The organism is Streptomyces sp. NPDC038200 (assembly GCF_055600785.1).
In genome coordinates this window covers 425,551-444,792 of record NZ_JBVJYH010000002.1, presented here as the reverse complement: position 1 = coordinate 444,792, position 19,242 = coordinate 425,551, and the positions used below count along the sequence as shown (strand labels likewise).

13 protein-coding genes are annotated in these 19,242 nt (G+C 72.3%); 11 read left to right on the top strand and 2 right to left on the bottom strand.

Annotation, left to right across the window (positions count from 1 at the left end; all coding sequences use genetic code 11):
- Positions 1 to 120: 120 nt before the first annotated feature.
- The 6 genes from ACZ7KF_RS06955 (at position 121) to ACZ7KF_RS06930 (ending at position 10,019) form a co-directional block, all read left to right on the top strand.
- The gene (locus ACZ7KF_RS06955) at positions 121 to 2,757 is read left to right on the top strand and encodes a glycoside hydrolase family 31 protein (RefSeq protein ID WP_471069904.1); all 2,637 of its coding nucleotides are present in this window, start codon (positions 121 to 123) and stop codon (positions 2,755 to 2,757) included.
- A 120-nt stretch (positions 2,758 to 2,877) separates the two neighbouring features.
- Entirely contained in the window at positions 2,878 to 4,086 is a 1,209-nt protein-coding gene (locus ACZ7KF_RS06950; RefSeq protein WP_471069903.1) for a chitinase, read from the top strand.
- A gap of 112 nt (positions 4,087 to 4,198) precedes the next feature.
- A complete protein-coding gene (locus ACZ7KF_RS06945; protein WP_471069902.1) occupies positions 4,199 to 4,975 on the top strand; it encodes a polysaccharide lyase family 7 protein in 777 nt (258 codons plus the stop codon).
- 93 nt (positions 4,976 to 5,068) lie between these two features.
- Entirely contained in the window at positions 5,069 to 5,530 is a 462-nt protein-coding gene (locus ACZ7KF_RS06940) for a hypothetical protein (protein WP_471069901.1), read from the top strand.
- A gap of 162 nt (positions 5,531 to 5,692) precedes the next feature.
- Complete coding sequence (locus ACZ7KF_RS06935) at positions 5,693 to 6,673, top strand: SMP-30/gluconolactonase/LRE family protein (RefSeq protein ID WP_471069900.1); 981 nt, start codon at positions 5,693 to 5,695, stop codon at positions 6,671 to 6,673.
- A gap of 130 nt (positions 6,674 to 6,803) precedes the next feature.
- Complete coding sequence (locus ACZ7KF_RS06930; RefSeq protein ID WP_471069899.1) at positions 6,804 to 10,019, top strand: caspase, EACC1-associated type; 3,216 nt, start codon at positions 6,804 to 6,806, stop codon at positions 10,017 to 10,019.
- On the opposite strand, the gene ACZ7KF_RS06925 is transcribed toward ACZ7KF_RS06930, so the two are convergent.
- Both ACZ7KF_RS06925 and ACZ7KF_RS06920 read right to left on the bottom strand, forming a co-directional pair.
- On the bottom strand, positions 9,999 to 13,373 hold the full coding sequence (locus ACZ7KF_RS06925) for a pyruvate carboxylase (protein WP_471069898.1): 3,375 nt from the start codon (positions 13,371 to 13,373) through the stop codon (positions 9,999 to 10,001). The genes ACZ7KF_RS06930 and ACZ7KF_RS06925 overlap by 21 nt on opposite strands.
- Positions 13,374 to 13,448: 75 nt before the next feature.
- On the bottom strand, positions 13,449 to 14,459 hold the full coding sequence (locus ACZ7KF_RS06920) for a hypothetical protein (RefSeq protein ID WP_471069897.1): 1,011 nt from the start codon (positions 14,457 to 14,459) through the stop codon (positions 13,449 to 13,451).
- A gap of 528 nt (positions 14,460 to 14,987) precedes the next feature.
- On the opposite strand from ACZ7KF_RS06920, the gene ACZ7KF_RS06915 reads away from it, so the two are divergent.
- The 5 genes from ACZ7KF_RS06915 to ACZ7KF_RS06895 are packed head-to-tail and all read left to right on the top strand — an operon-like array spanning position 14,988 to position 19,227.
- Positions 14,988 to 16,649, top strand: a complete 1,662-nt coding sequence (locus ACZ7KF_RS06915) for a sensor histidine kinase (protein ID WP_471069896.1) — start codon at positions 14,988 to 14,990, stop codon at positions 16,647 to 16,649.
- Positions 16,646 to 17,053: a roadblock/LC7 domain-containing protein gene (locus ACZ7KF_RS06910; RefSeq protein WP_471069895.1), complete on the top strand. Its 408-nt coding sequence runs from the start codon at positions 16,646 to 16,648 to the stop codon at positions 17,051 to 17,053. Before ACZ7KF_RS06915 ends, ACZ7KF_RS06910 begins: the two co-directional genes overlap by 4 nt.
- Positions 17,054 to 17,064: 11 nt before the next feature.
- Positions 17,065 to 17,412 carry a DUF742 domain-containing protein gene (locus ACZ7KF_RS06905; RefSeq protein WP_471069894.1) on the top strand — a complete coding sequence of 116 codons (348 nt, stop codon included), beginning with the start codon at positions 17,065 to 17,067 and terminating at the stop codon, positions 17,410 to 17,412.
- On the top strand, positions 17,393 to 18,019 hold the full coding sequence (locus ACZ7KF_RS06900; RefSeq protein ID WP_471069893.1) for a GTP-binding protein: 627 nt from the start codon (positions 17,393 to 17,395) through the stop codon (positions 18,017 to 18,019). Before ACZ7KF_RS06905 ends, ACZ7KF_RS06900 begins: the two co-directional genes overlap by 20 nt.
- Complete coding sequence (locus ACZ7KF_RS06895; RefSeq protein ID WP_471069892.1) at positions 18,016 to 19,227, top strand: cytochrome P450; 1,212 nt, start codon at positions 18,016 to 18,018, stop codon at positions 19,225 to 19,227. Before ACZ7KF_RS06900 ends, ACZ7KF_RS06895 begins: the two co-directional genes overlap by 4 nt.
- The last annotated feature ends 15 nt before the right edge of the window (positions 19,228 to 19,242 follow it).

The window sequence follows — 19,242 nt, the reverse complement described above, 5'->3', positions numbered from 1 at the left end:
CCCGAGGCTTCGTGCGTGAAGTTGCTCGATTGACGCTCGTTTCAAGCGACTCCGAGCATCTCTGGGCAACACTGCGCAAGAACAGTCAGTCCGCAAGGGTGCGAGGGGAGCTGTTCCGCCGTGCGAAGACTCCGACACCGTCCGCCGTGGCCGGCCTGGATACCACTGGGGCTGGCGAGTGTGCTGGCCGGAAGCGCACTCGTCGCTCCGGCCCAGGCCGCCGCCACCACGTCCGGCGCGGTACTGGACCCCGCTCACAGCAGCATCAGCTGGCGGAGCCCGGTCTACGCCAAGGGGACCGGCGGCGGCCCCGAGAAGTGCCCCGCCGCGGCCGACGACCCCGGCGGCGAGGTCTGCGACCGCTTCGACCTGACCGTCTCGGTGCCGGACGGCTACTGGGACGACAATCCCGAGGGCGGCATCCCGCTGTCGATCACCTGGGACCACCCCTCGGACGACTTCGACCTGTACGTCTACGACGACCACGGCCGACAGGTGGCGTCCAGCGCGGGCACCGCCGACCCCGAGGCCACGGTGATCCCGCGGGCCTCGGGGACGTACCAGGTGCTCGTGGTGCCGTACGACGTGCACGACAACTCCTTCACCGGTACCGCCTATCTGCCCGCGACCACGGACGCCGGTGATCTGACGTCCTTCTCGGGCGGCGACGGCAGCTACACCGTCGGCGCGGGCGGGCTCACCGCCCGCGCCGACTTCCTGAAGGACGGTCAACTGCGCTTGCAGGCCGACCCCTCGGGCTCGCTGAACGATCCGGCCGGCACCGCGATCGTGCGCCGGCAGCCCGCGCTCCAGCGGCACACCTCGTCCTTCGACGCGGGCGAGTACTACGGCATCCGCTCCCCGGAGGCCGTGCTGCGCGTGTACAAGAAGCCGTTGCGGTTCGGGCTGTACAAGCCCGACAACCGCACCCGGATCTGGCAGGAGGACAAGCCGCTGCGCTGGTCGACCGGCGGGATGCGGCAGAGCCTGGCGCGCGGCGCGGACGAGCAGTTCTTCGGCGGCGGCGAGCAGAACGGCAGCTTCTCGCACCGCGGACGGACCATGTACGTCGCCAACAGCTTCGACTGGAACGAGGGCGGCTACAACAACTCCCAGCCGTTCTACCTCTCCAGCGCGGGCTACGGCGTCTTCCGCAACACCTTCGCGCCGGGCGTGTACACCTTCGGCTCACCGGTGACGACGGGGCAGCAGGAACGGCGGCTGGACGCCTACTACTTCCTGGGTGACGCCAAGCACGTGATCGGCAAGTACACGGCGCTGACGGGCAAGCCCTTCATGCCGCCGGTCTACGGCCTCGAACCCGGCGACTCCGACTGCTACCTGCACAACGCCAACCGGGGCGAGCGGCACACCCTGGACGCGCTGAAGATCGCCGACGGCTACACCGAGCACCGGATGCCGCTGGGCTGGATGCTGGTCAACGACGGGTACGGCTGCGGATACGAGAACCTGGCGCAGACCGCGAAGGGCCTGCAGGACCACCGGGCACAGCTGGGCCTGTGGACCCAGGACGGCATCGACAAGCTCGCCGACCAGGTGAAGGCGGGCCAGCGGGTGGCGAAGCTGGACGTGGCCTGGGTCGGCAACGGCTACAAGTTCGCGCTGGACGCCTGCGACGCGGCCAAGAAGGGGATCGAGGACAACAGCGACGCCCGCGGCTTCGTGTGGCTGCCGGTGTCCTGGGCGGGCGCCCAGCGGTGCGGGGTGCTGTGGAGCGGCGACCAGAAGCTGTCCTGGGACTACATCCGCTGGCAGATCCCGACGTACGCCGGGGCGACGATGTCCGGTATCGCGTACAACACCGGAGACGTCGGCAGCATCTACCGCCACGACGCCGAGATGTACGCCCGCGATCTGCAGTGGAAGGCGTTTCTGCCGGCCATCATGACGATGGACGGCTGGGCCAGTGACCTCACCACGGGCAAGCCCGCCGACCAGCAGCCCTGGCTGGACGGGGAACCGTACACCTCGGTCAACCGCAAGTACCTCCAGCTGAAAGAGCGGCTGCTGCCCTACATGTACACGCTGTCGGCCCAGGCGGCGAAGACCGGCGTGGGCGCGGTACGGCCGCTGTGGCTGGAGTACCCGGACGACCCGAACACCCTGGGCGCGCAGGCGAAGTACGAGTTCCTCTCGGGCCCGGACTTCCTCGTCGCCCCGGTCTACCAGGACTCCGACACCCGGGACGGCATCTACCTGCCGAAGGGCACCTGGACCGACTACTGGACCGGCCGCACCTATCAGGGGCCGACCACGGTCAACGGCTACCACGCCCCGCTGGACACGCTTCCGCTGTTCGTGCGCGAGGGCGCGATCGTCCCCATGTGGCCCGAGGGGACGACGAGTTGGCAGACCCGTGACCGGCACGAGCTGGACTGGGACCTGTACCCCGCCGCCCACGGCACCAGCCACTACACGCTGTACGAGGACGACGGCACGACCCGGGACTTCACCAAGGGCGCGGCGGCGGCCCAGCGGGTCTCGCTGCGCGGCGACGCCCGGGGCACGACCGTCACGGTCGGCGCGAGCAGGGGCGACTACTCGGGCAAGGTGGACGCGCGGGCGTACCGGTTCACCGTGCACGGCGACGCGGCACCGTCGCGGATCCTGCTCGACGGGCGCCGACTGCCCAGGGGCGCCTGGTCGTACGACACCGGAACCCATGTCACGACGGTCACCACACCGAGCCTGCCGCTGGACCACGGGTTCACGGTGCGACTGGTCGGCGAAAGGTAAAGAAGTCGTATGGTCTAGTCCAAAGAGCGCTTTGGTCTAGTCCAACTTATTGACGTGAGCGCAACAGCTCCCAGAGGGTGGGGCTCCCCGTTCCGGGACCCCCACCCTCTGGAGGCACGCATGAGACGTCTTCGGGCATGTCTGGGCGCGGCGGCGGCCGTCACCCTCGCCGCCGCCGGCACCACCGCGCTGGTCGCCGGCAACGCCTCGGGCGCGACCACCGCGCTCGGCAACCGCTGGTACGCCGCCGCCCCCTATCTGATGCCGCTGGACAACGACCCGCCGGACCCGGCCGCCATCATGGACGCCACCGGCCTGAAGGCGTTCCAGCTGGCCTTCGTCCTCGCCCCCAACGGCGGCGGCTGCACGCCGACCTGGGACGGCACGGCGCCGGTCTCCTCGGACACCGCCGTACGGTCCGTGATCGACACCATCCGGGCCAAGGGCGGCGACGTCTCCGTCTCCATCGGCGGCTACGGCGGCACCAAGCTCGGCCAGGCCTGTCCGGACGCGGCCTCCACCGCGGCGGCCTACCAGCAGGTCATCACCAAGTACGGGCTGCACGCGATCGACTTCGACCTGGAGGAGCCGGAGTACGAGAACAGCGCGGCGATCAAGAACGAGATCGGCGCCGCGAAGATCCTCCAGCAGAACAACCCGGGCCTGTACGTGTCCGTGACCACGGCCGGCACGGCGGACGGCACCGGCTGGTTCGGCAAGCAGATGCTGCTGGAGGCCAAGTCGCAGGGATTCACCCCCAACAACTTCTCCATCATGCCGTTCGACGGCGGCTTCAACGGCGCGGCGAGCCAGACCAGCGCCCTGACCAACTTCAACTCCATCCTCCAGTCCACCTTCGGCTGGGACCAGGCGACCGCCTACGCCCACGAGGGCTTCTCCGGCATGAACGGCCGCAGCGACACCGGTGAGTACTTCTCCCAGGCCGACTTCCAGACCGTGCTCGACTACGCCACGAGCCACCACATGGACCGGTTCACGTTCTGGTCGCTGAACCGCGACCGGCAGTGCACCCCGGCCGACAACGGCGGCCGCACCTCCGGCACCTGCTCCAGCGTGGCGCAGCACTCCTGGGACTTCGCCACGTACTCGGTGAAGTTCGCCGGGGTCACCCCGCCCACCACCACACCCACCCCGACGCCGACGCCCACCCCGACCGCCTGCAAGTCGGCCTGGAGTGCGGCGACGGCGTACACGGGCGGCAGCGAGGTCTCCTACGACAAGCACAACTGGAAGGCCAAGTGGTGGACCCAGAACGAGGCGCCCGGCGCCTCGGAGTGGGGGCCGTGGCAGGACGAGGGCGCCTGCTGAACCTCTTGACGTGTCAGGTTCAGACCTTTAGCTTCTCGGGTCATCGACGACCAAGGATGCGTTCAGCGTTCATCATGTTGAACGCATCCCGGTCCGACGAAGGGACCCCCACATGACCCGATCACGGCTTCTCACGGCGACGACCACCGCGGGCCTCGCCCTCGCCCTCACCGCGCTCGGCACCGGTGGCGCGGGGGCGGCCGACCCGCACGTCGCACCCGGCGGCAACTTCGACCTGGCCGTCTGGCAGCTCCAGGAGCCCGTCGGCTCCCCCGGCAAGCCCACCACCGTCCCGTCGTCCCGCCTCCAGGGCGCGAACGGCTACCAGGACGCGTACTTCTACACCGACACCCGCGACGGCGCGATGACCTTCTGGGCGCCCGAGAAGGGCGTCACCACGCCGAACTCGAAGTACGCCCGCTCCGAACTGCGCGAGATGAACCGCAACGGCTCCGCCGCGGACTGGTCGCTGAGCGGCAGTCACCGGCTGAGCGCCACCCTGCGCGTGGTCTCCGTGACCAAGAACGTGTGCGTCGGCCAGATCCACCTCGGCTCGGGCGGCCCCTCCACCAAGCCGCTGGTGGAGCTGTACTACCACGCGAACGGGGACATCGTCCTCGGCACCGAGGACTCGCCGTCCGGCGGCCAGACCCAGCACCCCGTCGGGCACGTGTCCCTCGGCAAGACCTGGAACTACACCATCGCCGTCTCCGGCGGGAACACCATCGACCTGACCGTGAACGGCTCCACCACCCACTACGCCGTCCCGTCCTCCTTCAAGCCCTACAAGCAGTACTTCAAGGCCGGCTCCTACAACCAGTCCTCCTCGGACAGCACCACCGACGGCGCCCGTGTGGCCTTCTACGGACTCACCGTCTCCCACGGCTGACACGCGGTGCGACCTGCGCGATTGGTGCAAACGGCGGGACGGTCGTAGCGTCGAGGACACGCGGTCGGACACGGCACGACAGTGGGAGCGGCCATGCGCGGATCAGTGAGGGGAACGGCGGTCACGCTTGCGGCAGGAGTCCTGCTGACAGCGGCCATGACCACGGCGACGGCCAGTGCGCCGGCCAAGGCGACGACGCCTCCCCGCACCACCACGTCGCAGCCCGTCCTCGTCGACTGCCTGTGGCATCGCACCGTCCGCCCCGACGACTTCCTCCTGGCCTGCGGCGACGGCAACAGTCGCCTCACCGGGCTCCACTGGGACAGGTGGAGTCCGGGAGGGGCGACCGCCGTGGGCGTGAACATGGTCAACGACTGCAAGCCGTACTGCGCGGCCGGCACCTTCCACGCGTACCCGGTGACCGTCCGGCTGGGCGGCCCGAAGATCTGGAAGAAGCATCCGGAGTTCCAGCGCTTCAGCCAGATGAGCCTCACCTACCCCGGTGCCCGTCCGGACGGCTACCAGCAGATCATGAGCTACCCGCTCTGGGACTGACGACCCGGCCCGGCGGCACCCGGCCGTGCCTCGTACGGCGTGGGACGGTGGTCCGCGCGGGCGAACCCGCGGCCCCGGCTCCCGCCACCGGCGACCCGGACCCCGTCATGTTGGTGTGACCCCGCACGCCGGCGCCTCGCGCGCCGTCCGAGAAGAGGTCACATGCCCCGAGTCCCCCGCCTGACCGGCGCCGCCACGGCCGCGCTCGCGCTCGGCCTGGTCACCGCCGCCCCCGCGACCGGAGACGAGTCGCTCGTCACCGATGCGCGCGTCGTCGCCCACTTCGACCTCGCCGCCGGGCAGACGCCCGAGAACATCGCGCTCGACCCCGACGGCTCCGCCGACCTGACCTTCGCCTTCGCCCGCCAGGTCGCCCATGTCACCCCCGACGGCGGCACCCGGGTCCGCGCGACCCTGCCCGACGTGGCGCACCCGGCCACCCCGCTCGTCCACAGCGCCGTCGTCACCGGCATCGCCCGCGCCCACGACGGCACCCTGTACGTCAACTACGCCACCGGCACCAGCGAGACCGGCATCTGGCGTCTCTCCCCCGACGGCGGCGCACCCGAGCGGATCGCCGCGCTGCCCGCCGACGGGCTGCCCGACGGACTGGCCCTGGACGAGCGCCGTGGCGTGCTCTACGCGGCCGACTCGGTGCGCGGCACCGTCTGGCGCGTACCGCAGGCGGGCGGCACGGCCACGGCCTGGGCGACGGCGACGGAGCTGGCTCCGCTCCAGGCGCCGACCGCCTCCGGCCGCGGCGCCAACGGCATCAAGGTCCGCCGGGACGCCGTGTGGGTCTCCAACACCGACCGGGGCACGCTGCTGCGCATCCCCGTCGCCCCGGACGGCACCGCCGGCACCGTCGAGACACGGGCCGACGGGCTCGACGGCATCGACGACTTCGCGTTCCCCGGAAACGGCAGGAGCGTGCTGGCCGCGCTGAACTCGGACAGCAAGGTCGTCCTGGTGCGCTCGGACGGCACCGTCGCGCCCCTGCTCACCGCACAGGACGGCCTGTCCAACCCGACCTCCGTGGCCGTGCGCGGCCGGACCGTCTACGTGCCCAGCTCCGCCTCCGCCACCCGGCGCGACCCGAACCTCCACCTCGCCCGCCTGCGGCACCTCCTCGGCCGGGGATAGCCGTCGCAGGCCGTTCGCCGCCGGCCGGTCCGGCCGGCGGCGAACGGCTGGTGAGCCCTGCGGGCACTGCATAAGCTGGCCGCCAGCCGCCAACCCGTAGCCTGCGCCGAGGAATTGCATGTACCGGGCCTTGATCGTATGCAACTCACGGTATCCCCGAGACCCGGGCGCCCTGCCCGAACTGCAGGGCCCGAAGGCGGACGGCATCCTGCTGCGCGACGCGCTCACGGACCGGTCGGCCGGTCTCTTCGACCGCAGCGAGGTACGCCTGCTGCCCGAGGCCGACTCCGCCGAGATCGTCGAGGCGGTCGACGAGTTCTTCAGCACCGCCGAGCCGGACGACACGCTGCTGTTCTACTACAGCGGTCACGGCCGCAACCGTAACCGGCGGCTCTATCTGTGCGCGGGCAACACCAGAACCGACCGACTGCCCGCCTCCACGCTCCCGGGGTCGCTGTTGTCGGAGGTGATCGCCGCCAGCTTCGCCCAGGTGAAGATCGTCATCCTGGACTGCTGCTTCAGCGGAAACTTCAAGGGCGACGACGGCGTCCTCGACGAGCTGTCCGGCGAGGGCCGCTACGTGCTCGCCGCCGCCTCGGCGACGGACCAGGCGGCCGACGCCGCGGCACGCGGCGAGCCGAGCCCCTTCACCCGCGCGCTGGTCGACGGTCTGCTCACCCAGGCCGTCGACCGCAACGCCGACCAAAGAGTCGACCTGGACGACCTCTTCACCCATCTCGCGCAGGTCAGGTTCGACGGCCACACACCGCACCGCAAGTTCGACGGCGCGGGCGCGGTGCCCATCGCCCGCCGGGAGCCGTCGGCCGAGGAGCCGGACCTCCCCCGGCCGCGCCGGGACCAACCCGCGAACGCCGGCCCCGCCCCTCGCCCCGGACCTCGCTCCGTTTCCCTCGACGACGTCGCGGCCGGCGCGGCGCTCAGCGAGCAGCGCATCGAAGCGTTCCGCCGTGACCTGCGGGACGACATGGCGGCCACCCTGCCGCACCAGTTGACGTCGGGCGAGTTCCTGCAGCGGGCCGGGCTGCTGACGGACGGCCGGCCCACGCTCGCCGGAGTGCTGCTGTTCGGGCAGAACCCGACGGCGCTGCTCCCCACGGCGATGGTGCGCTGCGTCCGGTTCCGCGGCACCCGCAAGACCGATCCCGTGGAGAGCGTCGACCTCCACGGGACGGTTCCCGAACTGATCGTCATGGCCCGGGACTTCGTGGCGGGTTCTGCCCTGCTCGGCGAGTCCCCCACCGCCTCCAGCGCGTACAGCGAGCGCACCTACCGCTATCCCATGATCGCGGTGCGGGAGATCATCGCCAACGCGGTCGTCCACCGCGACTACGCCGAACAGGACGCCTGCGTCCAGGTCCACGTCTTCGACGACCGGATCGAGGTGATCAGCCCCGGCACCTGGAGCGCTCCCTCGGGGCTGCCCGACGGCCAGGTACGGCTCAGTGCCCTGGAAGGCCAGTCACAGCCCCGCAACTTCCGCCTGGCGCGGCTCCTCACCTGGGTGAAGCTGGTCGAATCGGTGGGAGCGGGGCTGCCCCGGTCGGTCGTGGACTGCCAGACCGTGGGTTCGCCGGAACCGGTGGTCGTCATCCGGCACGGCATGATCACGGTCACCATCTTCCCGACGGCGGCGGAGGACCGGGAGGCGGCTCCGCCGACGCGAGCGGAGGCCGCCGGTCTCAGCCATTCGCAGCACTTGGACGCGGAGCGCATCGCCGAAGTCCTGGTCGGGACCCCCGAGGGGAGGAGACGCAGGGGTTCGGGCTATCGCGTCACGAACGACTGCGTGCTGACCGCGGGTCACGTGGTGCGAGACGGGTCCCCCATCACTGTCCGGCTGCAAGCCGACCACCAGAACGAGTGGAGCGCCCCGGCAACCGTCGCATGGGTGGACGACACCGCGGACATCGCCGTCCTGCGCTTCGACGCACCCAGCCACGCTCCCGTCGTCCCCCCGGTGCGCTACGGCCGCATCACCCGTCGGCCCGTCGTGGTGACGGTGGAATCGGCCGGCTTCCCCGCCTACAAGACGCGCCGAGGGGAACCGGGCGGTCTCGGCTTCAGGGATCTGGCGCATCACTTCGGTACCGCCTCCAGTCTGTCCAACCTGCGCAGCGGCACTCTGGAGGTCACGGTGGACGCCGCGCCGAGCGCATCGTCCGACCACGGCACGTCCCCCTGGGCCGGCCTCGCGGGTGCGCCGGTGTGGGCCGAGGGCCGCATCGTCGGCGTCATCACCAGGCACCACGTCCCCGACGGCCCCGGCCGCCTGGCAGCAGCCCGGATCGAGCGCGTCCTGGAGGGTTCACCCGAGAACGTGGCGCGACTGGCCTCGCTGCTCGGGCTGCGGCAGTTCGCGCCGCAGGAGGTTCCGGCCCGGGAAGCCGACCGGGTGGCCCCGTATCTGGACCACGTCCGTGGCCTGGCTCCCCCGGAACTGCGGGACCGGGACGCGGAACTGGCCGAGCTGGCCGCGTTCTGCCACGGGGACGAGCCGTACGCGCTGTGGCAGGGTGCCCCCTGGTCGGGCAAGACCGCGCTGCTCTCCTCCTTCGCGTCGCGCCCGCCTGCCGATGTCGACGTCGTGGCGTTCTTCGCCACGCTGCGCCTCGCGGGCCATGCCGACAGCCTCGCCTTCACCGACACGCTCGTCGAGCAACTCGCCTACGCGCTCGGCGAGTCCGCGCCCTCGACCGCCACCATGCACTCCGGTGCGCGGGACCAGCTGCGCCGTCGCCTGCTGAACCGTGCGTCGGCGCGGGCCCGCGCCGACGGCCGGCTGCTTCTCCTCCTGGTGGACGGCCTGGACGAGGACCGGGGACCGGGGACCGGTCTGCCCAGCATCGCCTCGCTGCTGCCGCACCAGCCGGACGCCGGCCTGCGGGTGCTCGTCGCCGGCCGGCGGGTCGCCCTGCCCGACGACGTTCCGGCCGACCACCCGCTGCGCACCTGCCGGGTGCGTGTGCTCGCCCCGTCGGCCTCGGTCCGGGACGTCTCCCGGACGGCCTTCAACGAGCTGTTCGCCGTACTGACGGGGAGCACCGACCATCAGGAGGTGGTCGGCCTGCTCGCGGCCAGCCCCGAGGGGCTCACCAGGTCGGACCTCGCCCGGCTCACGGGCCAGGCGCCCTACCGGCTGGAGACGATGCTCCGGGGCGGGATCGGACGCCTGCTCACCGTGCGCGAGGACGAGGGGCCGGCCGAGCCGCGGTTCCGCTTCGCGCACGAGGAGTTGCGCGCCACGGCGGTCAAGCAGCTCGGCCGGCTCCTGATGCGGGACTACGCGAAGCGCCTGGCGCTGCCGTCAGACCAGCTCCACCAGTAGGTCCCCGCCCTCCACCTGCTGGATCCGGTTGATGGCCAGCCGGGAGACACGCCCCGCCTTCGGGGCGGTGATCGTGGCTTCCATCTTCATCGCCTCGATGGTGGCGATCGTGGCGCCGGCCGCCACCTCCTCGCCCTCGCTGACGGCCAGGGTCACCACACCGGCGAAGGGGGCCGGGACATGGCCGGGGTTCGCGCGGTCGGCCTTCTCCGTCACCGGGATGTCGGAGGCGGCGCCCCGGTCGCGGACCTGGATGGGCCGCAGCTGGCCGTTGAGCGTGGACATCACGGTGCGCATACCGCGCTCGTCGGCCTCGCCGATCGCCTGCAGCTCGATCAGCAGCCGGACCCCGGGGTCCAGGTCGACCGCGTACTCCTTGCCGGGGCGCAGGCCGTAGAAGAACGCCTTGCTGTCCAGCACGCTGGTGTCGCCGAAGCTCTGCCGGTGCGTGTCGAACTCCCGGGTCGGGCCGGGGAACAGCAGCCGGTTGAGGGTGGCCCGGCGGTCCTTCTGCAGGCCGTCGCGGTCCTCGGCGGACAGCTCGGGGGCGGGCTTGGGCGCGCCCCGGCCCTGGAGCGCCTTGGTGCGGAACGGCTCCGGCCAGCCGCCGGGCGGGGTACCCAGCTCGCCGCGCAGGAAGCCGATCACCGAGTCCGGGATGTCGAACTTGTCGGGGGTCGCCTCGAAGGCGTCCGGGGAGACGCCGGCGCCGACGAGATGGAGGGCCAGATCGCCGACCACCTTGGAGGACGGGGTCACCTTGACCAGGCGGCCGAGGATCCGGTCGGCGGCGGCGTACATCGCCTCGATGTCCTCGAAGCGGTCGCCGAGGCCGAGGGCGACGGCCTGGGTGCGCAGGTTGGACAGCTGGCCGCCGGGGATCTCGTGGTGGTAGACGCGGCCGGTCGGGGAGGCGAGGCCCGCCTCGAACGGGGCGTAGATCTTCCGGACGCCCTCCCAGTACGGCTCCAGGTCGCCGACCGCCTGGAGGTCCAGGCCGGTGGGCCGGTCGGAGTGGTCGGTGGCCGCGACGATCGCGGACAGCGACGGCTGGGAGGTGGTACCGGCCATGGAGGCCACCGCGCCGTCGACCGCGTCGGCACCGGCCTGGATCGCGGCGAGATAGGTGGCGAGCTGGCCGCCCGCGGTGTCGTGCGTGTGCAGGTGGACCGGCAGGTCGAACTCGCGGCGCAGCGCCGTCACGAGCTTCGCGGCGGCCGGGGCGCGCAGCAGGCCGGCCATGTCCTTGATCGCGATGATGTGGGCACCGGCGTCGACGATCTGCTCGGCGAGGCGCAGATAGTAGTCGAGGGTGTAGAGCCGCTCCGCCGGGTCGCCCAGGTCGCCGGTGTAGCAGAGGGCGACCTCGGCGATCGCCGTGCCGGTCTCGCGTACGGCCTCGATGGCGGGGCGCATCTGGCCGACGTCGTTGAGGGCGTCGAAGATACGGAAGATGTCGACGCCGGTGGCGGCGGCCTCCTGGACGAAGGCGTCGGTGACCTCGGTCGGGTACGGGGTGTAGCCGACGGTGTTGCGTCCGCGCAGCAGCATCTGGAGGCAGATGTTCGGGACCGCCTCCCGCAGCGCGGCGAGCCGCTCCCACGGGTCCTCGGCGAGGAAGCGCAGCGCGACGTCGTAGGTGGCGCCGCCCCAGCACTCCAGGGAGAGCAGCTGCGGGAGCGTGCGGGCGACGACCGGGGCGACGGCGAGCAGGTCCTTGGTGCGCACCCGGGTGGCGAGCAGGGACTGGTGGGCGTCGCGGAAGGTGGTGTCGGTGACGCCGATGGTCGGCGACTCGCGCAGGTGCCGGGCGAAGCCCTCCGGGCCGAGGTCCACCAGGAGCTGGCGGGAGCCGGCGGGCGGTTCACCGGCGGGGCTCGCCGGCAGCTTGGCCAGCGGGTCGAGCAGGTCGGGGCGTTCGCCGTGCGGCCTGTTGACGGTGACGTCGGCGAGGTAGGTGAGCAGCTTGGTGCCGCGGTCCGCGGAGTGACGGGCGGTCAGCAGGTGCGGGCGCTGCTCGATGAAGGCGGTGGTGACCCGGCCCGCCTGGAAGTCGGGGTCGTCCAGGACCGCCTGGAGGAACGGGATGTTGGTGGCGACACCGCGGATGCGGAACTCGGCGACCGCGCGCCGGGCCCGGCCGATGGCGGCGTGGAAGTCGCGGCCCCGGCAGGTGAGCTTGACCAGCATGGAGTCGAAGTGCGCGCTGATCTCCGTACCCGCGTGGGTGGTGCCGCCGTCGAGCCGGATGCCGGAACCGCCCGGGGAGCGGTAGGCGCTGATCCGGCCGGTGTCCGGACGGAAGCCGTTGGCGGGGTCCTCGGTGGTGATACGGCACTGGAGGGCGGCGCCGCGCAGGGTGACGGTGTCCTGGGAGAGGCCGAGGTCGGCGAGGGTCTCGCCGGAGGCGATGCGCATCTGGGCCTGGACCAGGTCGACGTCGGTGACCTCCTCGGTCACGGTGTGCTCGACCTGGATGCGCGGGTTCATCTCGATGAAGACGTGGTTGCCGTCGCGGTCGAGCAGGAACTCGACGGTGCCGGCGTTGCGGTAGCCGATCTCACGGGCGAAGCGGACGGCGTCGCCGCAGATCCGGTCGCGCAGCTCCGGGTCCAGGTTGGGGGCGGGCGCCAGCTCGATGACCTTCTGGTGGCGGCGCTGCAGCGAACAGTCGCGCTCGAAGAGGTGGATGACGTTGCCCTCGCCGTCGGCGAGGATCTGCACCTCGATGTGGCGAGGCTCGACGACGGCCTTCTCCAGGAAGACGGTCGGGTCGCCGAACGCGGACGCGGCCTCGCGGGAGGCGGCCTCGATGGACTCGCGCAGCTGGGCCGGGTCCTCCACCCGGCGCATGCCGCGCCCTCCGCCGCCCGCGACCGCCTTGACGAAGACGGGGAAGCCGATCTCCTCGGCGGCGCGCACCAGTTCGTCCACGTCGGTGGAGGGCGCGGAGGAGCCGAGGACGGGCACGCCCGCCGCGCGGGCGGCGGCGACCGCGCGGGCCTTGTTGCCGGTCAGCTCCAGGGTGGCGGCGCTCGGGCCGACGAAGGTGATGCCCGCCTCCTCGCAGGCGCGGGCCAGTTCGGGGTTCTCGGAGAGGAAGCCGTATCCCGGGTAGACGGCGTCGGCGCCCGCCCGGCGGGCGGCCCCCACGATCTGCTCCACGGAGAGATAGGCTCGCACCGGATGTCCCGGTTCCCCGATCTCGTACGCCTCGTCGGCCTTGAGCCGGTGCAGCGAGTTGCGGTCCTCGTGCGGGAACACGGCGACGGTGCGCGCGCCTAGTTCGTAGCCCGCCCGGAACGCGCGGATCGCGATCTCTCCACGGTTGGCGACCAGCACCTTGCGGAACATCCTGGATTCCCTTCAGCTGCCTGCCGGCGACGAACACCCTGGTGTCAGCCACGCCCTGCCGTACTCGCGGCCACCTTAGGGGGTGCCCGCACGGGTCGATGTGCGAAAACCATCACATTGACAGGGTGGGCGGCGCCACAGGGGCACGCCGTCCGGCACCGCCCGGATCTGTTCGGAATCGGGGGCGGACCGGGGCGGTGAAGACCGGCGGGGCGTGGCGAGGGCCGCGCGGACGCCTTCCTGCGGGTCCGCGGGTGCGGCTGCGGGTGTCGCCGGCACGGGTGCGGAGGCGGCCCGGGGCCGCCTCCCGGGCCGCGGGGAGCGCACAGAGGCCCCGCGTCGCTCACGTCGGCCGTGCAGGAGCCCGAGGACGATCGCCGTGGCCACGGCGATCAGGTGCTCGCGCCCGGCCAGGTTGGGCACGGCGACGGACTCCCACACCATCGAGCCGCCGGTCAGCGTGAACACCACGGGCGCGCGCCGGACCACCGAGAGATAGGTGAACAGGCCCACGACGGCCGCGGAGGGCCCGGTGTCCAGGACCCGCCCGGCCTCGGGCGGCAGCCCGAACCCCCACCAGCCGGGCCCCATGGCGACCATCAGGCGCGCGGTGAGGGTGCCGGCCAGGGTGGTGGCGTAGGCGATCAGCAGGGTCCGGGCCCGGCCCAGGGTCAGTTCGGCGAGGGCGAAGGCGAGGAACAGCTGGGTGATGCCGGCCCAGACGGGCAGGTCGAGTGCGGGGACGTACAGCGAGACGGGGGTGCGCAGCAGGGACAGCCACAGCGGGAGGTCGGCCTGGACGCCACCGAGGCGCCGCACCCAGAGCGCTCCGCCGGGGTGCTGGGCGATGTCGTGGCAGAGGACGACGCCGGACGCGGCGACGAACGCCAGCAGCAGTCCGGACAGTCCGCGTCGCGCGAGCTGCCGCACCGGGTCGACGAGGACGGCGTGCCACTCGGCCCGCAGGGTGCGCCCGGTGAAGCGGGCGCACCGTGCGAGCCGCGCGCCGAGCCACCCGGTGCGCCCGCCGGCGGTCGTCTCGGTGCACCCGCCGGCGGCCGTCTCGGTGCGCCCGTCAGCGGTCATGAGGCACGGCAGTCCGTGGCCCGCGGCTCCCCCGTCATGCGCATCGCCCCCCTTCGCCCCGCTCCCGGCGGTCGGGCCGGGCGAGGCGTTCGTCCGTCGCCCGTCCGTCTCGGGCGCCGTCGTGCGGGCGGACGGATCGCGGCCCCCTGCCGGAAACAGTTCAGCGAGCCGCGCGACGGGCGTCAAGATCCGTCGCGGATGCGCGCCCGTGTGGGAAGACCCACAGGCGTACGGCCCGGGAATCCGGGGCCGGGAGGCAACCCGCGCCCGCGTGGTTCCGTCCTCCCGTTCCGGCCTCCCGGCGGCAGGCACCGGGGGGACGGAACCGGCATGTCCGAGTCATCCCCTTCATGACCAACAGGCCGATATGGCCACCCTGTTACGGGAAGTAAAGCGGAACCTTTCCGTTTCGATCACGAACTCTCGTATAGTGACCGCCAGTTCACCACCCAGTGTCACGTCTCACCATCCGAACGCTTCTGCCAGCCCCCACCCAGCCGTTTCTGCCGCGAGGACCAGACCGGACCGATGACCGCGCCCACGCATCCCGGCGACCGACCTTCCCTCCGTACGTTCGTTTCCGCCTTCGCCGTGACCGGTGTGCTGTCGGCACTCCTGGTCTGTGCGGCCGTCGCGGTGGCGCCGGGGTCGGTGCGCACCCCGCTCGCCTCGGGCGGGGCCGCCGCCGCGATCCTGCTCAGCGCGGCGGTGGCCACGGCCGCGCACACGAGGCAGACGGCACGCGACGCCCGGCGCCGGCTGGAGGGTGTGACCCAGGACGTCGGACGGCTGCTCCAGCAGCAGGCCCGTACGACCGAGGAGGCCCGCCGGGAGCAGCAGCGGCTCATCGACGAACTCGCCCAGCAGCGCACGGAGTTCACGGAGTCGTTCGCCGCCGAGCGGGCCCGCCTGGAGGAGGAGGGCACGCGGGAGCTGGACCGGCTCCGGCGGGAGAACGCCCGGCTCACGGACGAGTGGGAGCGGGCCCGGCGGGACCGGGCCGCCGCGATCTCCGCGACCTCCAACACCGCCGCCCGGATGCAGGCCCTCGCCACGGCCACCCTCGCCGACCTGCGCGCGATGGAGGACCGCCACACCGACGAGGACGTCCTCGCCGACCTGCTCCATCTCGACCACCGGACCGCCCAGGCCGGCCGGCTCGCGGACTCCATCGCGGTGCTCACCGGGGCGCGTTCGGGCCGCCGGTGGGCGCGACCGATCGCGATGGAGTCGATCCTGCGCGGCGCGATGGGCCGGATCGCCGGCTACCGGCGGGTGCGGGTGCACTCGGTCAGCGAGACCGCGGTCGCCGGGCACGCCGCCGAAGGCGTGATGCACGCGCTCGCCGAACTCCTCGACAACGCGGCGAACTTCTCGCCGCCCACCGCCGAGGTCCATGTCTACGTCGAAGAGGTGCCGGCCGGGGTCATCGTGTCCGTGGAGGACAGCGGACTGGTGATGGGCGAGGTGCAACTGCGCCGCGCCGAGCGGGCGGTCTCCGGTGACGTCGCCGAGCTGGGCGGGCTGACCGGCACCCGGCTGGGGCTCGCCGTGGTGGGCCGGCTGGCCCGCAAGCACGGGCTCAAGGTGTCGTTCCGGCCGTCGGCCCGCGGCGGCACCGGTGTGCTGATGCTCGTCCCGCAGGACATCCTCACCAGCCCCGCCCCGGCCGAACCGGCCGCCGCGGCCCCGCGCCCGGAGAGCGCCGCGCCCGCGCAGTCCCCGGACGCCGTGGACGCCGCTCCGCTCCACGAGACCACCGCGCCGCCGGAGGAAGGCCCGGCCGGGCTGCCCAAGCGGCGCCGGGGCCGTACGCTCGCCGCGGCCGAACGGGGCCGGTCCGCGCCGGACGGTGCCGCGCCCCGCACCGCGCCGGGCACCGACGAGGCCAAGACCCGCGCCGCCCGGTTCAGCAGCTTCCGCCAGGCCGTGCGCCCGTCCGCACCGGCCGTGGCCCCGGCGCAGGACGGCCCCGCACCCGAGCCGTCGCACGCGCCGGCACCGGACGACCGGGCCCTCTCACCCGACCCCTCGCACGCGCCGGCACCGCACGACCGGGCCGCCGTCCCTCCGCCGGGCACCGCGCCGGACAGCCGGCCCGGCGGCCACCCTTCGCCCGGGGCCGGTGAGCACAGCTCCCCCGCCCCCTCCCACCCGCACGCGCACCCGGAAGGCGACACCACTTCATGACCGGCCCGACCACCGCCGACGACAAGCTCACCTGGCTCCTGGAGGGCCTGCTGGAGAGGACCCCCGGCACCCGACACGCGCTGGTGCTGTCCCGGGACGGGCTGAAGCTGTGCCGCACACCGGAGCTGAGCGTCGACCAGGCCGACCAGCTGGCCGCGATCGCCGCGGGCATCCAGTCGCTGTCGCACGGGGCGTCCATGGAGTTCGGCGACGGCAGCGGCGGGGTGCGCTCGGCGATGACGGAGTTCTACGGCGGTGTGCTGTTCATCGTGGAGGCGGGCGCGGGCGCGCATCTGGCCGTGATCACCACCGAGGACGCGGACGCGGGCGTGGTCGGGCACAACATGAGCGAACTGGTGGAGCAGCTCGGCGCGTACCTGACCGCTCTGCCCCGCACGTCATGAGCCGACCGGGCATGAACCGTCCGGGCCGGGACGACGCCCCCGACCGGCTGTACACCATCACCCAGGGACGCAGCCGGTCCAGCCCCGACGACCCGTTCGACCTGGTCACCCTCGTGGTGGCCGAGTCGGACCCGGTGGCCGGCATGCAGTCGGAGCATGTGGCGATCCTGAAGCTGACCCGGTTCCCCACCTCGGTGGCGGAGATCGCCGCCGAGCTGCGGCTGCCCGTCGGCATCACCAAGGTGCTGCTGTCCGACCTGTTGGCGGCGGGCCGGGTGAGCGCCCGTCATCCGCGCAGGCCGGCCATAACCGACCCCGACATTCTGGAGCAGGTGCTCGTTGGACTCCGCAACCTCTGACGCGCGCACCCCGTTGGGTGCCTCCGCCGACCAGGGCTTCAAGATCGTGGTGGTGGGCGGTTTCGGCGTCGGCAAGACCACGCTGGTCCGCTCGGTCAGCGAGATCCGTCCCCTCAACACCGAGGAGACGATGACGCAGGCGGGTGCGACGGTCGACGACATCGGCCAGGTGCGCGGCAAGTCCGCCACCACCGTCGCCTTCGACTTCGGCCGGATCAGCCTCGACCTGCGCAACGTGCTGTATCTGTTCGGCGCACCGGGCCAGGAGCGGTTCTGGTTCCTGTGGGACCGGCTGTTCTCCGGCACGCTCGGCGCGGTCGTCCTGGTCGACACCCGGCGCATCGACGACTCCTGGTACGCCATCGACCGCCTGGAACAGCACGGTACGCCGTTCATCGTGGCCTGCAACGACTTCGGCGGCCCGGTCCGGGCCGGCACGGACGTCCGCGAGGCCCTCGACCTCGATCCGCAGGTGCCGCTGGTCGACTGCGACGCCCGCTCCCGGGAGTCGGCCAAGCAGGTCCTGATCACGCTGGTGCAGCATGTGAAGAACCGGTACGCCGACCCGCTCGCGCGGGCGGGCCTGCCCCGACAGGAGTTCGTGTGACCACCCCCGACGCCGTCCCGCTCGGCGGCCCCCGGTTCCAGACCGAACCCGCCCGTCTGTACCGGGAGATGCGCCGCGACCACGGAGCCGTGGTCCCGGTCCTGCTCGACGGCGGCATCCCGGCCTGGCTGGTCCTCGGCTACCGGGAACTGCACCAGGTGACCGGCGATCCCGTGCTGTTCAGCCGGGACTCGGACCTGTGGAACCAGTGGGAGAACATCCCCGCGGACTGGCCGCTGCTGCCGATGATCGGCCACAAGCAGCCCTCGATCCTCTACACGGTCGGCGAGCGGCACCGGCAGCGCGCCGCGATGATCAGCAACGCGCTGGAGTCGGTGGACCCGTTCGAACTGCGCCGCCACGCCGAGCGGTTCGCGGACGAGCTGATCGACGCGCTGTGCGCCGCGGGCGAGGCGGATCTGATCGCGCAGTACGCGATGCTGCTGCCGGTGCGGGTCCTGGCGCGGCTGTTCGGCTTCCCGGACGAGGACGGTCCGGGACTGGTCACCGCCCTCAACGACATGATCGACGGCCGGGAGCGCGCGCTGGCCGGGCAGGCCCACCTGGCCGGTTCCATGGGCCAGTTGCTCGCGGACCGGAAGAAGGAGCCCGCGGACGACGTGGTCTCCCGGATGCTCGCGGACGAGAGCGGGTTCGGCGACGAGGAGATCGCGCAGGACCTGATGGTGATGATGGCGGCCGGGCACCAGCCGACCGCCGACTGGATCGGGAACTCGCTCCGCCTGATGCTGACCGACGACCGGTTCGCCGCCTCCCTGTTCGGCGGCCGGAACAGTGTCGCCGAGGCGATGAACGAGGTGCTGTGGGAGGACACGCCCACACAGAACGTGGCGGGCCGCTGGGCCGCCCGCGACACGCACCTCGGCGGCCGGCACGTCCGGGCCGGCGACCTGCTGCTGCTCGGCCTCCAAGGGGCCAACTCCGATCCGCAGGTGCGCACCGACGGGTCCGCGCTGACCGGCGGCAACAACGCGCACTTCTCCTTCGGTCACGGCGAGCACCGCTGCCCGTTCCCCGCGCAGGAGATCGCCGAGGTGATCGCGCGGACCGGCATCGAGGTGGTCCTGGACCGGCTGCCGGACATCGACCTGGCCGTACCCGCGGACTCCCTCACCCGCCGGCCCTCGCCCTGGCTCAGGGGACTGACCCGGCTGCCCGTCCGCTTCACTCCCGTACCCGTCCTCTGAACGCGCGTCGCCCCC